The organism is Streptomyces sp. NPDC031466 (genome assembly GCF_055581265.1).
This window is the reverse complement of record NZ_JBVIJT010000003.1, coordinates 617,982-632,519: the sequence shown is the minus strand read 5'-3', so window position 1 is coordinate 632,519 and position 14,538 is coordinate 617,982. Positions and strand designations below refer to the sequence as shown.

The window sequence follows — 14,538 nt, the reverse complement described above, 5'->3', positions numbered from 1 at the left end:
GCCTGCGGTCACCTCCTGGCCCATCGCGGGACGTGTCGTCGGGGAACTTCGGGCGCCGGGGCGGGCGGGCACTGGGCGGGTGCGGCGAGGAGCGAGGCGGCCACGGCCAGATGCAGCAGGTAGGGGGACGCGTCGCCCAGACCCGCCTCGGTGTACGAGGCGATCGCGCAGTAGCTGATCAGGAAGAGCGCGCAGGCCCTGGCCAGTGACGGCGGCCGCAGCAACGCCACGCCGCCGAGGACGACGATGATCGCGGCCACCAGGGTGACGCCGGTCCAGCCCTGCTCGTGGTAGACCGCCAGCCAGCTGTTGTCGATCGGCAGACCGCCGAACGACTTGTCGCCGAGGCCCATGCCGAACAGTTCCTGCCCGGTCGTGCGGGGCGCCGCCAGCAGGGCGTCCCAGACCTTGGCCCGGCCGGTGAGGCTGGTGAGGTTCTCCTCGCTCTGCCCGCGCAGGAACCACGCCCGCAGCGCGGGGGCGAACCCCACCGCGGCCACCGCGGCGCACAGCACCGCCCAGGCGAAGAACCGGCGGGCGGCGGCGCTGGTCATGACGAGCGAGCCGATCGCCACGGCCAGCCCGATGAGCAGGCCGAGCGTGGCCGTACGGGTGTGGGTGAGCGCGAGCAGCACGAGCGAGGGCACGATGACGACCGCCGCGCCGGCCCGGTCGGCGCGGCGGCCGAGGAGGAGCAGCACGGTCAGCCCGATGATCACCGCGGCGTACTGTCCGATCTGCGGCGGGGTGAGCGGCCACAGCGCGCCGACGAGGCGTCCGCCGTATAGCTCGGGCAGGGCCGCGCCGGGCGAGATGGCCGCCCCGGCGGCGACCGAGCCGAGCACCGCGAAGTACATCCGTATGTGGTGCCGTACGAAGGTCGGGCCGCCGTCCCACCAGCGGCTGAGCAGCCACAGCGTGGCGACGAAGAGGGCCAGCCGTCCGCAGCGGAACAGCGCGCCGAACCCGGACTCCAGGTTCACGCTGGAGATCACGCTGGGCACGAGCAGCAGGGTGAGCAGCAGGACGTAGGCGCTGGGCCGTATGCGCAACCGGAGGTTGACCGCGAGCGCCAGCGCGAACGCCGCGACCAGCGCCCCCATGGTGACCATCTGGATGAGGGAGCGGGGCAGCGGGACGATCGTCCTGGCGCCCGCGGAGCCGAGCGTGTTGAGGACCAGCAGGCCCCAGACGATGCCGACGATCCTCGGTGTGCCGGCGGCGCGCGGTGCGGCGCCGGGCCGCGTGCCCACCGTGTCCGGTCCGCCCGGCCGGGTGCCGAGCCGCGGGTCCGGGCCCATCTCAACCACCGGTCCTCTGGTCGAGGGTGCTGCCCGCGTCCTGCCGGTAGGGCGCGGCCTGCCACTGCCCGAAGTCGAGCACCCGGCTCGGGTCGTGGGCGACGAACGTCCACGCGCCGAGGTAGGCGTTGTCGTGCCAGCGGTTGTGCTGCTTGCGGGTGATCGCCTCGGCCACCCGCTCGCCCTGGTACGGCGACCATTTCGGGTAGGTGCCGTAGTTGGCGAGGACCGCCATGCGGTCGCACTTGTTTGTGCACGTGACGACGGACTTGTCCAGCGTGAAGCGGTTGTGGTGGATGTCCACGCGCTGGGTCTTCCACCGGCAGTCGGCGTAGAGCGGTGCGGTGGCGATCGCGGGCCGCGCGCAGCGGTCCGTCTTCTTCACCAGCAGCGTGCAGTCACCGGAAGAAGTGTTGGCGGGGCTGTTGCAGAACCGGTCGGCGTTCTCCCACAGGGTGATCCCGGACCAGTTGTCCTCCAGCAGGTTCCGGTAGATCTCGATCTTGTCGGTGCGGGCCCGGACCCTTGGTTCGCCGCCGGACTCGGACACGTAGAGGGTGCCGAAGGGGAAGGTGTCGCCCCGGTCGGCGTAGGTGCGGCCCTCGACCCAGTTGTTGCGCCGGATCGTGTTCTTCCGGATGACCGCGTTGTAGCTGGTCTCGTAGATCAGCGCGGCTCCGTCGTTGGCCTCGAGGACGTTGCCCTCGATGCGGAAGTCGTTGTTGTTGGTGTCCGCCCACAGCCCCGTGCCGCGGTTGTCGTGCACCCAGTTGCCGCGCACGTCGGCGCCGTCGACGGCCCAGAACTTGACGCCTCCGGTGCAGCCGCAGCCCTTGCGCCGCCGCTCCCAGTCGCCGGTGTTGTTGCCCACGATCTCGTTGCCCTCGACCACCAGACCGGTGATGCGGCCGGTGGCCTTGTAGGCGTTCATGCCGTACTGGCCGTTGCCGCGCAGGCAGTTGGCCCGGACTCGTTGGCGGTCCCCGGCCATCAGCCCGGCACCGGAGTTGTGCTGGATCCTGGCGTGCTCGATCACCCACCCGTCGGCCGAGTCGTGATTGACGACGCCCTCGTCCGGCGGGGCCACGAAGCGCTGCACGGTCAGGTGGCGGATGGTGACGTCGCGGGCACTGCCGCCGAACGCGTACTGGTTGGTCCTGCGGCCGTCGAGCACCGCGCCCGGCGCGCCGAGGTAGTGGTTCCCCTTCTTCGGGATGACCTGGGCGTAGCGGTCGGGCTTGAGCCTGTGCTTGCCCGGCCGCAGCCAGAACGTGGTGTGCGGGGGGTTCTTCTTGGTCTTCGCGGCGAGGTCACCGGTCTTGGCGGGGTCGACCGTCACGGCGCCCGCCGGTGCCTTCGCGGGCGCGGCGGCGGGCTCGGCGCACACCCGGGCCACGGTGCGGGCCCCGGGCGCGGCGGGCGCGGCGGTCGGCTGCGCCGGGGTGTCCGGGGTGCCGACACAGCCACTCGCCAGCAGGGCGAGGGCCGCCCCGGGCGCTGCCCAGTTGCGCCATCTCATCCCCTCGCGCCCCCCTGGTCGTGGAACGTGAGCAGGGTGGTGAACCCCGGCACGCCGTCGGTGGAGCCGGTGCCGATCAGCGTGGTGGTGGGTTGCTTGCGTCCGAAACCGGCGGAGTACCAGCCGAGCGGCGGATCGCTCTCGCCGCGGTGCGCGCGCCAGTCCAGCCGCTCGGGCAGGTCGAGCACCGCGGAGCGGTCCTCGCCGTCCTGGGTCCAGGTGAGCCGGGCCCGGTTGCCCGTCAGGTCCACGGTGATCGCCGGTCCGAGGTGGAAGGCGAGGCGGGCGTCCCGGCGCGGGCCGCGCACCTCGTCGATGATGCGCAGCTCCTGGCTCGCGGCGGTCAGCTCCACGCGGCGGCGGTGCACGGACGGCCGGTAACCGTCGTGCTCGGCGCACCAGCGGGCCACGTCCCCGCCGGAGGTGTCGGCGGCCAGGACGCGGGTGCGGGCGTGGCGGGTCCACAGGAAGGGGCCGCCGGACTCGGACTGGTCGCCGCCGTCCAGTTGCAGGGTGTTGTGGCCGAGGGTGGAGCGGAAGTACTGCCGCCATACGGGCTGCCCGTGGTAGCAGTACGTGCCCGGGTCGGCGAGCACGTCGACGCCGTCGTGCCGGACCTCGACGGACAGCGCGTCCGCGTGGGCGTGCGCGGCGATGGACAAGAAGCCGTGCGGGCCGCCGTCGCAGCGGCACCAGATGCCCGCCGGGCCGCGCAGGATGGTCATGCCCGCGTCGGCGAAGTGCCCTGGCCGGCTCGCCGGGCGCGGCACGGCGGGAGCGGCGCCGGCCTCGGCGTGGGGCCGGATGAGCGCGGCGAGCAGTGGGGTGCGCACGTCGGTGCCGGTCATCCGCGGCCACCAGGCGAGGCGGCCGAACACGGCGTCCCCGGTGGCGAGCAGCGAGGCCCAGCGGTCGGTGCCGGGGCCGTCGAGGACCAGGCCGTGTCCGTCGTCCGCGTCGCCCTGGCGCGGCGGCCGCAGTCGACCGTCCACCACGGCCGCGAGCGCGTCGGTCATCCGCAGCAGCACCAGCCGTACGGTGGCGGGGACGGGCACGTGCGCGGCATCCGCCTCGGCCACCGCGGCCAGGCCGAGTTCGAGCACCAGGCCGTGGTACTCGGAGGCCAGCTCGCGGTTGAGGCCCGAGGGGAAGGTGTTGGCGCGCAGCTGCCGGTCCAGCGACCGCAGTGCGTCGGCCCGCCACCGCGCCGAGGAGTCGAACCAGTCGAACGCGCAGGCCGCCGCGGCCTGCCCGGCGGCCTCCGCGATGACGTGGTTGTTCGCCGAGGAGCCCCGGCTGGGGAAGGCGGCCAGCCAGCGCTGGTGGTGCCAGATCTGGTTGACGGCCACCGGGTTGTCCTCGAACAGCGCGACCGCGCCCGGCCAGCCGTCGAGCAGCCGGCGGACCCACACCCAGGACAGGAGCCGGATGCCCAGCTCGATGCCGCTGATCCAGTGCGCGCCCCGCAGCGGCGCGTTGGCCGCCCACCACGACCGCAGGTGCTCGGCCACCCGCTCGGCGTACCGCTCGTCCCCGGTGAGCGCGTAGGCGCAGGCGAGCACGGTGAGGTACTGGTGCCGGGACAGCTCCCAGATCTGCTTGATGTCCCCGACGGCGTCCTCGTCGCGGTACGGCACGTCGAAGGCGTGGCCCCCGGGAGCGCGGCGCCCGGTCTTCGGGTCGTACGACCAGTCGGGGTGGATCAGGTCGTCGCGGTCCACGCCGAAGTACGCGACGTGCCCGGCCATCAGCCGGTCCGCTTCGGCGACGAGGCGTTTGGCGGCGTCCGGCGGCACGGCGGCGAGCGTCCCCGCGGGCAGCCCCGAGGTGAACCGGGCGCCGCGCACGACGGGGCAGGCCGGCCGGGCCGACCGCCATCGCCGCCTGCGCACGGCGTCGAGCGCCCGGCCGCCGATCTCGCCCGGCCCCATCCGGGAGAGCCGCCGCAGGTACCAGCCCGCGCTCATGGTCATCGCGCGCTCGCCGGCGTCACCGGCGCGCCGGCGGCCAGGGCGGCGGGCACCGCGAGGGTGGCCGCCGTGGTGGCGACGAGGGACGACAGCGGCACCGGCATCGGTCCGCCGGTCCGCACGGCCCTGACGAACGCGGCCAGTTCGGCGCACTGGCCCTTGTCGCGGGCCTTGGGCAGCCGCGAGCTGACCCACCGCTTGCGGCTGCCGTCGTGGACGGAGGCCCGGACGAAGTCGTCCAGCCGCAGCGCGCGGCCGTCGGCGACCATGTCCAGCGTCTCCTTGGGGAAACCGGCCGGGCCCGTGGTGACATAGCTGATGGTGGCGGTGGACCCGTCGGGGTAGCGCAGCAGGACCTGGAGGTCGTCGTTGCCGGAGGACGCGACCGCGTACACCGAGACGGGGTCGGCCCCGAGCAGCCGGCTCGCCGTGTCGATGAAGTGGCCGCCCTCACCGGCGAACCGGGAGCCCTCCGTGCCTTCCCGCAGGTACCAGCTGCCGTGCGCCAGGCGGCCCGCGTTGACCAGGTAGCGGAGGTGCGCCGGCCCAGTGCGGTCCCCGAACCGCTTCGCGGCCTCTTGCAGCAGCGGCGCGAACCGGCGGTTGAAGCCCACCTGGAGCCGGTCGTTGCCGGACTCCTCCACCGCGGCCAGCACGCCGGCCAGTTCCTCCTCGTCCAGGGCCAGGGGCTTCTCCACGAACACCGCCTTGCCGGCGAGGAGTGCCCGGCGGGTCAGCTCGGCGTGCGAGCTGTGCCGGGTGACGACGAACACCGCGTCGATGGACTTGTCGCCGAGCACGGCGTCGAGGTCGGTGGTCGCTTCGGCGAAGCCGAACTTCCGCTTCGCGTTGGCCGCGGACAGCGCCGTCGTGGTGACGACGGTCGACAGGGCGACGCCGTCGCGCTGCGCCAGGTGCGGCAGCAGCATCGACGTGGCGTAGTTTCCGGCGCCGACGAACGCGAGGCGCACCGGTGTGCCGGCGGTTCGGGCCGGTGCGGACCGCGTGCCGTCGCGGCGTGGCTCGGGCACGGTCAGCGCCGGTGGTGCCGCTTCGGCCTCGGGCGCGGACGCGGCAGCCGGGGCGGGGTAGCGGAACAGGACGGCCACAGCCTTGAGGTCGCCGTCCTTCAGCCGCCGGTACGTCTCCACGGCCTCGTCGAAGTCGGCGACGTGCGAGATCAGGGGCTCCACGTCGACGCGGCCGCGGGCGACGAGGTCGAGGAAGCACGCCAGGTTGCGGCGCTCGGTCCAGCGGACGTAGCCGATCGGGTAGTCGCGCCCCTCCAGTTCGTACTCCGGGTCGTAGCGCCCGGGGCCGTAGCTGCGGGAGAAGCGGACGTCCAGCTCCTTCTCGTAATACGCGTTCCACGGCAGGTCCAGGCGGCACTTGCCGATGTCGACCACCCGGCCGCGGTCCCGGCAGAGCCGGGCGGCCAGCTCCACGGGCTGGTTGCCGGTGCCGCCGGCGGCCAGGTACACCTGGTCCACGCCGTGGCCGCCGGTCAGCTCCGCGACGGCGGCCTCCACGGCAGGGGCGGCGGGATCGCCGCAGGCCACGGCGCCCAGGCGGGCGGCCAGTTCGCAGCGCTCCGGGTCGGGATCGACCCCGACGACGCGGACCCCGGAGGCGGTCAGGAGCTGCGCCACGAGCTGCCCGATCAGCCCGAGGCCGATGACCAGCGCCACCTCGCCGAGCTGGGACTCGCCGCGGCGGACGCCCTGCAAGGCGATCGATCCGACGGTGCCGAAGGCCGCGTGGCGCGGCGCGAGGCCGTCCGGCAGCCGGGCGTAGAGGTTCTTCGGCACCCAGTTCACCTCGGCGTGCAGCGCGTGCTCGTTGCCGGCGCAGGCCACGAGGTCGCCGACCGCCACGTCATCGGTCCCGGTGCCGACCTGCTCGACGATCCCGCACAGCGAGTAGCCGAGCGGTGTGTAGGAGTCGAGCTTCCCCATCACCTTGCGGTAGGTGGCGGGCACCCCGTTGGTGGCCACGCTCTGCATCACCTTGGCCACCTGGTCCGGGCGGGAGCGGGCCTTGCCGACCATCGACATGCCGGCCTCGGACACCTTCATCAGCTCGGTGCCGGTGGATATCAGCGAATAGGCGCTGCGGACCAGCACACCGCCCGGCTTGCACGCGGGCACGGGCACGTCGAGCACCGCGAGCTCGCCGCTCTTGTAGTTCTGTACGACCTGTTTCACCGAAGTCCTCTTGTCTCTACGCCGTCAAGCCGCTCGACTCTGGTCGGAGCCAGAGGTCGCGCCGCGATACCAGTACTCGAGCGTCAGCACGTGCCACAGGTGCTTGGAGAAGTCCCGCTGCCCCGCGGCGTCCTCGGCGACCATCCGCGCCAGCGCGTCACGCCGCAGGAAGCCGGAACGCACCAGCAGGCCGTCGTTCACCACCTCGCGCACCAGGGGCGCGAGGTCCCGGCTCATCCAGGCCCGCAGCGGGGCGCTGAACAGGCCCTTGGGCCGGTACGCGATCTCCCGGGGCAGGACGGAGGTGGCCGCCTCCTTGAGGACGGCCTTGCCCTGCCGGCCCACGATCTTGCGGTCACCGGGCACGGCGAACGCCGCCTCGACCACCTCGACGTCCACGTACGGCACCCGCACCTCGGTCGAGGCGGCCATGCTGGAGCGGTCGGTGTAGGCGAGGTTCAGGCCCGGCAGGAACAGCCGGGCGTCGCCCAGGCACATGCGGTTCACGAAGTCGTCCAGGTCGTTGTCCGCGTAGACGTCCGCGTGCTCGGTCAGCACGTCGTCGACGGTCCCGGCCAGGTCCGGGTCGATCAGGGCGAGCAGCTCGTCCCGGTCGTACATGGTGTAGCTGCGCCGGAACGCGGTCTCCTCCGGAAGTTCCGCGAAGGACAGGAACCGCTTCGCGAAGCGCACCGACCGGTATCCCCGGCGGGCCGTGGCGACCGGCAACCGGTTCACGGCCCCGGACAGGCCGCGCCGCAGGGGCCGTGGCACGCGCTGGTAGCGCAGTGCCAGCACGTTCGCCAAGTGCTTGCGGTACCCGGCGAACAGCTCGTCGGCGCCCATCCCGGAGAGCATCACCTTGACGCCGGCCTCCCGGGCGGCCGAGCAGATCAGGAACGTGTTGATCGCGGCCGGGTCGCCGATCGGCTCGTCCAGGTGGTACGTCATCCGCGGCAGCAGGTCGAGGACGTTCGGGGCGATCTCGATCTCGTGCAGGTCGACGCCGAACTGCTCGGCCACCTGCCGGGCGTAGCGCAGGTCGTCCGGCATGGCCTCGAACTTGGCGTCCTCGGCGCGGAATCCGATCGTGTACGCGGAGATCCCGGGCCGGTGGCGGGCCGCGAGGGCGGTGAGGTAGCTGGAGTCGAGGCCACCGGAGAGGAAGGTCGCCACGGGCACGTCGGAGAGCAGATGCCGGCGGGTCGAGTCCTCGATGACGGCGGCGAGGTCCGGTTGCTCGCCGCCGCGGGCCCGCTCGCGGCCCTCGGCGGCGACCTCCTTGAGGTTCCAGTACCGGCCGCGCTCCACCCGGCCGTCGGCCCGGCACCGCAGCCAGCTGCCCGGTGCCAGCTTCTCCGCCTCGCGGAACGCGCAGCGCGAGTCGGGCACCCAGTAGTACAGCAGCGAGGCCACCAGCGCCGCCTGGTCCAGCTCCAGCGACCCGCCGTTCACGGCGGCCAGCGCCTTCAGCTCCGAGGCGAACATCAGGCCCGCGCCGCGCCGGAGCAGGAACAGCGGCTTGATGCCGAGCTGGTCGCGGGCGAGCACCAGCTCACCGGTGCGCTCGTCGAAGACGGCGAAGGCGAACATGCCCCGCAGCCGGGGCAGGCAGTCGGTGCCCCAGCGCCGCCAGGCCTCCAGGAGCACCTCGGTGTCGGAGGTGCCGCGAAAGCGCACCCCGGCGGCCGCCAGTTCGGCGCGCAGCTCGGGCGCGTTGTACAGCTCGCCGTTGTACGTCAGGGCGAGGCCGCCCGAGACCATCGGCTGGGCGCCGGTCCCGGACAGGTCGATGATGGCCAGCCTGCGGTGCCCGAGGTGTACTTCGCCGTCACCGGCGGCGTGGCTGTAGCGGCCCGCTCCGTCCGGGCCGCGGTGGGCGAGGACATCGGTGAGCCGGTCGGTGACGGCCTTTCCGTCCGGCCAGAGGTAAGTGCCTGCGATGCCACACATGTTCTACCGTGCCTCCTGGTCGCTGTCCGGGACCCGTGCGGCCGGCATCGAAGGCCGCTCCGTCCGTCCCTGTCCCGTCCCGTTCTGCCGGGCCGACCGCTCCGTCCGCGGCCTGCCCGTCTCGCTCTGCCGGGCCGCCGCCTCGTGATGGCCGCGCAGCGCGGTGTACGCCCCGTCCCACAGCGTGCCGTCGGTACGGTCGCGCGGGTCGGGGTCGATCAGCACCACGCCGATGACCGGGATGCGCTGGTCGGCGAGTTGCCGGGCCACGGTGTGCAGCCAGGCGGCGCTGCCGTGCCCGGCGCGCACGACGAGCACGGCCCTGCCGCCGAGGTACCGCAGGTCGGTCCACGCCGTGCCGGGCGCGACCGAGCCGACGCCGAGCCGGCGCACGTGGCGCGGCAGGGCCGCGGCCTGTTCGCCGGCGACCACGCTCGGGCCCTGCGGATGCTTGCGGGCCCGGTCGAGTTCGGGTCCGGGCAGGCCGTCGACGACGGCCACCGGCCCCTCCGCCGCCAGTGCCCCGGCGAGGTCCAGGGCGAGCACGCTCGTGCTGCGCGCGCAGCCCAGTTCCAGCAGGGACACCGGTTCCGTGGAGCCGCGCACGGTGCGGGCCAGGGTCGTGGTGAGCCGTTCGTGTGCCGTCCGGGTCCGTCGGCGCCGCCACGGTCCGGTCGGCCGGCGGGAGGTCGGGCGCAGCTCCGCGATGACCGAGGCGCCCAGGTTGGCCGCGATCTCCCGGCGCAGCACGGGGCGGTCCGCGACCACCGCGCCGACGGCGGCCACCACGAGCCCGAGGACGAGCCCGAGGACCAGTCCGATCACGGCGTCGGTGGCGGCGGCCCGGGGCAGGGAGTGCCGCACCGCGCGCGGTGCGTCCACGATCTGGGTGCCGGCGACGAGCTTCGGGGTGCCGGTGCGCGCTTCCGCGGCGCGCTGGTCGAAGTCGGCGATCCGGGAGTTGAGTTCGGCCCGGCGGGCGAAGAGGGTCTCGATGCTCGCCGAGGCCGCCGGGTCGCTCTCCGGCTGGAGGCCGATGGCCTTGTTGACCCGGGCCAGCTCGCCCCGCATGCGGTCACGCTGGTCGAGCAGGGCCTTGGCCTCCGCTGTCGCGGTCTCCCGCATGCGCCGGACGTGGTCCGCGACGAAGGCGTCGGCCAGCGCCTCGGCCCGGGCCACGGCGTCCGCTTCGCTGTCGCCGGTCACATCGATCTGGAGCAGGTTGTTGGTCAGGCCGGTGCCCCGGTAGTCCTTGAGGAAGTCCTCGGGTCTCTTCGGGGACCTGAGGATCTTCAGGGCCTTTCCGGCGATCCGCGTAGTGCCCAGCAGCTCGACGTCGGTGCGGATCAGCGTTCCGGTGTCGTTCGGCTGGTCCTCCTTGTGGGTGACCAGAACCTTGGTGACCGCGCTCGGCGGGGGCGGCAGCAGTACCGCCACGGCGGCGCCGATGAGCAGCCCCAGCAGCGCCATGGCGCTCCAGAGGCGGCGGCGCCTGCGCACCGCCACCACCAACGCGTGCAGGTCGAGCAGCGGGGCGGATGCCGGCGGCTCGGGTGTCGCACTCGTCGTCACGCCGCACCTCCCGGCGCCTGGCCACGGGCCGCGAGGGCCGGACCGGCGTCCCGCGGCGACGGGCCGGGCGATGGTGTCGCACGGGCCCGGACCGGGGCGGCGACGACGGTGCCGACGACCTCGTGGCCGGCGTCCGCGCACGCCTCGGCGACACCGGCGAGTTCCTGCGTGGTCCAGCTGCCCGCGCTCAGGACGACCACGGCGCCGGACTCGGTGTCGCGGTCCGGCACCATCGGCCGGGACATCGAGACCTCCACCACGCGCAGCGTGGGGCCTTGTCCGCTCACGGAGTTCGGGTGCGGTTCGTCGCGGGCCTCGGCGACGAGTTGCCCGGCGGCCCGGCGGGCAATGTCGTCGCCTTGCGGTACGACGACGAGCAGCCCTCGGGGGACGGGCAGCCGAAGGCGCAGGCGGGCGCGGACCCGCCGGTAGCGCAGCCGCCTGGCGTCCTCGTCGCCGGACTTCTGCGGGGCGGGCACGTCCCACCGGATGTCGAGGCCGAGCAGTCGGCGTACGCGGGCCCGGGGGCCGGGCTCCTTCGGTCGGTGCGGGCGGCGTTCCTCGGGCACGTCGACGGTGCCCAGCGGGGTCGAGCCGAGGGCCGCGGCGATCTCCGGTTCGGTGCGCGGCCGGCGGTTCGTCCGTGCGGCGGTCAGATGGCCGACGATCCCGAGCAGGAAGAACAGCAGTGCCCCGCCGGCGATGAGCTGCGTCCTGGTCGGCGGGGCCTCGCCGGTCGGCCGGGGCGCCGGGCCCATGACGACCATGCCGGCGGTGTTGGACGCCGGGTCGGCCTTGTCCAGCTTCTTCATGGCCTCCTCCAGCGAGGCGCGCAGCTTCTCCAGCGCGGTGCGGGCCTGGACGCTCTCGACGGTCCTGCCGGGGTCGGCCGTCTCGGCCAGTTCGGTGATGCGGCGGTTGGTCTCGGCCACCTTCCGGCGCAGCGCCTCGGGCCCCGTGACGGCTTCGGGGTCGCCTTCGCCGCCCCCGATCCGCGCGGCGAAGGTGACGAACTGCTGGGCCACCCGGTCGGCGAGCTGCTGCGCGCGCTCCGGGGTGTCGGCCGTGCCCGAGATCTTGATGATGTTCCCGTCGGCGGCCTTGGCGCCGACGCGGTCCCGCAGGTCGCCGCCGCCGTCCGTCCAGCGCAGCGTCGCGGCCGCCCGGTCGACCACCGCCGAACTGGCCGCTATCTCCGCCTGGGTGAGCAGCTCGCGCTCCTCCCACTGGCCGGGCAGCAGGACGGACGCCGACGCCGTGTAGCGCGGCGGGAACAGCACCGAGGCGCCGAAGCCGACGAGTGCGCCCAGCACGAGAAGGACGGCCAGGAGCCGTCGGCGCCGGCGGAGGATCCGCCCGATCGTGGCCAGGCGTATCGGATCATCGCTCAACGGTGCGGCCTCCTGGGCGCCCGGGCCGGGCGGTTCCGCGACACCGGGGTGTGGTTCCGGCAGGCAGCGGCGTAAGCCGCCAGCAGTGACGCCTGCGAGTTGCGCCAGGAGAGCTGCCCGCCGATCCGTTCCTGGCCGATCTTGCCCATGCGGGTCCGCTGTTCCGGATCGTCGAGGAGCAGTGCGATGAGCGCGGCGAATTCGCCCTCGTCGTCGCCGGACGCGTACAGGGCGGCGTCGCCGGCCGAGACCCGGGCCTCCCGCAGGTCGAACGAGACGATCGGCCGGCCCATGACCATGTACTCCAGGACCTTGTTCATCGTGGACACGTCGTTGAGCGGGTTGCAGGGGTCGGGCGACAGGCACACGTCCGCGGTGGAGAGGTGGCGTGCCAGGTCGGCGTCCGAGATGCGCCCGGTGAACCGCACCTGGTCCGAGAGCCCGAGCCTGCCGGACAGTTCCACCATCGCGTCGAAGGCGTCGCCGGCCCCGATGAACACGGCGTGCCAGTCGGTCCGCCCCAGGTCGTCACGGAGCTTCGCGAGGGCCCGCAAGGCGTAGTCGACCCCGTCCTGTGGGCCCATGACGCCGAGGTAGCACAGCAGATGGGGCTTGCCGCGCTTCAGTTCGGGCTCGGGCGGTACGGGGTGGAACCGGTCGGTGTCCGGTGCGCTGCGCACCACGAAGACGTCCTCCGGCCGTACGCCGCCGCGGCGCACGGCGACGTCCCGGTAGCTCTCGTTCGTGGCGAGCACGACGTCGGCGGCCCGGTAGGTCAGCCGTTCCAGCGCGCACACGGCGCGGTAGAGCAGGTCCTCGCCCCGGTCGAACCGGGAGAGGTACAGCTCGGGCACCAGGTCGTGCTGGTCGAAGACGAACCGCGCGCCGCGCCGCTTGAGCCACAGCGCGGGCAGGAACAGCAGGTCGGGCGGGTTGCAGGCGTGCACGACGTCGACCGGGCCGACCTTGCGGGCGAGACGGGCCGTGTGCCACAGCGCCGTGCCGTACTCCCGCAGGTAGCCGGCCGGGCCTCCGGTCGCCGCCCGCAACGGGTAGCGGTGGATCCGCACCCCGTCGATCTCCGTCTCCGCCTCCGTGTCCCGCTTGTGCCCGCGGGGACAGATGACGTGCACCTCCCAGCCCGCGTCGCGCAGCGTCGTGCACTCCTGCCACACGCGCCGGTCGAACGGCACCGACAGGTTCTCCACCAGGATCAGAGCGCGCCGGCCCGGCCGGTCGCCGCCGGCCATGTCACCGGACGTCGTGTCACCAAGCAAGGCCCATGTACCCCGGTTCGGTCCGGCGCGCCTCGGCGTCCGGAAGGCGGATGAGATCGACGATGGCCGGCTGTTCGCCGTGCGGCAGCGCCGAGACGACGGCCGGGTCCCTGGTGCCGACCAGAAGTACGTCGGCGTGCTCCAGCACCTCCTCGACGGAGTCCGCGAGCAGCTGCGCGAGGTGCGGCAGCCGGGTCTCGATGTACTCGCGGTTCGCGCCGAGCAACCGGGACAGGCTGACGTTGGCGTCGTAGATCTTCAGGTCGTAGCCCTTGCCGAGCAGCCTCTCCGCCAGCTCCACGAGCGGGCTTTCGCGCAGGTCGTCGGTGCCGGGCTTGAAGGACAGTCCGAACAGGCCCGCCTTGCGCCGGCCGGTGCGTTCGACCAGCTCCACGGCGCGTTGCAGATGGGCGGAGTTGGAGGGCAGCACGTGGGAGAGGATGGGCACCGAGACGTCGGCCCGTTGTGCGGCGTGGACCAGGCTGCGCAGGTCCTTGGGCAGGCAGGAGCCGCCGAAGGCGAAGCCGGGCCGCAGATAGGCGGGGCTGATGTTCAGTTTGCGGTCGGCCAGGAACACGTCCATCACCTGGTGAGAGTCCACGCCGAGCGCCTGGCAGACCGCGCCCAGCTCGTTCGCGAAGCCGATCTTGAGGCCGTGGAAGGCGTTGTCCGCGTACTTGATCGCCTCGGCCGTCGCGACCGGTACCCGGAACACCTCGCCGGGCAGGCCCTCGTACAGCGCGAGCACCGCGTCACCGCTCGCCGGGTCCAGCTCGCCCACGACGGTCTTGGGCGGGTCGAAGAAGTCCCGCACGCTCGTGCCCTCGCGCAGGAACTCGGGGTTGACCGCGACCCCGAAGTCGACCCCGGCCGTGCCGCCGACGTACTTCTCCAGGATCGGCACCAGCAGGTTCAGGCAGGTGCCGGGGAGCATGGTGCTGCGGAACACCACGGTGTGCCGCCCGCCGCGCTCGGCCAGCGCGGCGCCGATCTGCTCGGTGACCCGCTCCAAGTAGGTGGTGCACAGGCTGCCGTTGGGTGCCGACGGTGTGCCCACGCAGACCAGCGACACGTCGCTGCCCATGATCGCTTCGCGGACGTCGGTGGTGGCGCGCAACGCCCCGCTCCGCACGGCTTCGGCGGTGAGTTCGCCGATCCGCTCCTCGACCACGGGGGCCTTGCCCTGGTTGACCAGGTCGACCTTCACCTGGTTGATGTCGACGCCGATGACCTCGTGGCCCTTGCCCGCCAGGCACGCGGCCGACACGCAGCCCACGTAACCGAGCCCTAAGACGCTTACCCTCATGACGCGTTCCTCCCCCCGGGCGGGCCCTCGCGGCCCGCCGTCCGT

At 73.3% G+C, this 14,538-nt stretch carries 9 protein-coding genes; all 9 read right to left on the bottom strand.

Features of this window, described 5'->3' with window-relative positions; all coding sequences use genetic code 11:
• Positions 1-8: 8 nt before the first annotated feature.
• From ACZ5GP_RS08570 to ACZ5GP_RS08530, 9 genes are read right to left on the bottom strand one after another with little or no spacing between them, the layout of a single operon-like run.
• Positions 9-1,301 (bottom strand): O-antigen ligase domain-containing protein, encoded by a 1,293-nt coding sequence (locus ACZ5GP_RS08570; protein ID WP_468750077.1) that lies wholly within the window; start codon positions 1,299-1,301, stop codon positions 9-11.
• 1 nt (position 1,302) lies between these two features.
• Positions 1,303-2,820: a right-handed parallel beta-helix repeat-containing protein gene (locus ACZ5GP_RS08565; protein WP_468750076.1), complete on the bottom strand. Its 1,518-nt coding sequence runs from the start codon at positions 2,818-2,820 to the stop codon at positions 1,303-1,305.
• Entirely contained in the window at positions 2,817-4,793 is a 1,977-nt protein-coding gene (locus tag ACZ5GP_RS08560; protein ID WP_468750075.1) for an alginate lyase family protein, read from the bottom strand. Before ACZ5GP_RS08560 ends, ACZ5GP_RS08565 begins: the two co-directional genes overlap by 4 nt.
• Positions 4,790-6,994, bottom strand: a complete 2,205-nt coding sequence (locus tag ACZ5GP_RS08555) for a bi-domain-containing oxidoreductase (RefSeq protein ID WP_468750074.1) — start codon at positions 6,992-6,994, stop codon at positions 4,790-4,792. The genes ACZ5GP_RS08560 and ACZ5GP_RS08555 overlap by 4 nt, the downstream gene beginning before the upstream one ends.
• 24 nt (positions 6,995-7,018) lie before the next feature.
• Positions 7,019-8,947 carry an asparagine synthase (glutamine-hydrolyzing) gene (gene asnB / locus ACZ5GP_RS08550; protein WP_468750073.1) on the bottom strand — a complete coding sequence of 643 codons (1,929 nt, stop codon included), beginning with the start codon at positions 8,945-8,947 and terminating at the stop codon, positions 7,019-7,021.
• A gap of 3 nt (positions 8,948-8,950) precedes the next feature.
• A complete protein-coding gene (locus ACZ5GP_RS08545; RefSeq protein ID WP_468750072.1) occupies positions 8,951-10,519 on the bottom strand; it encodes a Wzz/FepE/Etk N-terminal domain-containing protein in 1,569 nt (522 codons plus the stop codon).
• Complete coding sequence (locus ACZ5GP_RS08540; protein WP_468750071.1) at positions 10,516-11,910, bottom strand: Wzz/FepE/Etk N-terminal domain-containing protein; 1,395 nt, start codon at positions 11,908-11,910, stop codon at positions 10,516-10,518. Before ACZ5GP_RS08540 ends, ACZ5GP_RS08545 begins: the two co-directional genes overlap by 4 nt.
• Complete coding sequence (locus tag ACZ5GP_RS08535; protein ID WP_468750070.1) at positions 11,907-13,187, bottom strand: glycosyltransferase family 4 protein; 1,281 nt, start codon at positions 13,185-13,187, stop codon at positions 11,907-11,909. The genes ACZ5GP_RS08540 and ACZ5GP_RS08535 overlap by 4 nt, the downstream gene beginning before the upstream one ends.
• Positions 13,177-14,493, bottom strand: a complete 1,317-nt coding sequence (locus ACZ5GP_RS08530) for a nucleotide sugar dehydrogenase (protein WP_468750069.1) — start codon at positions 14,491-14,493, stop codon at positions 13,177-13,179. The genes ACZ5GP_RS08535 and ACZ5GP_RS08530 overlap by 11 nt, the downstream gene beginning before the upstream one ends.
• Positions 14,494-14,538: the final 45 nt, after the last annotated feature.

Coding starts and splice junctions, on each gene's coding strand:
- ACZ5GP_RS08565 (WP_468750076.1), bottom strand. CDS start 2,820: ATGAGATGGCGCAACTGGGCAGCGCCCGGGGCGGCCCTCGCCCTGCTG.
- ACZ5GP_RS08560 (WP_468750075.1), bottom strand. CDS start 4,793: ATGACCATGAGCGCGGGCTGGTACCTGCGGCGGCTCTCCCGGATGGGG.
- ACZ5GP_RS08530 (WP_468750069.1), bottom strand. CDS start 14,493: ATGAGGGTAAGCGTCTTAGGGCTCGGTTACGTGGGCTGCGTGTCGGCC.
- asnB (WP_468750073.1), bottom strand. CDS start 8,947: ATGTGTGGCATCGCAGGCACTTACCTCTGGCCGGACGGAAAGGCCGTC.
- ACZ5GP_RS08570 (WP_468750077.1), bottom strand. CDS start 1,301: ATGGGCCCGGACCCGCGGCTCGGCACCCGGCCGGGCGGACCGGACACG.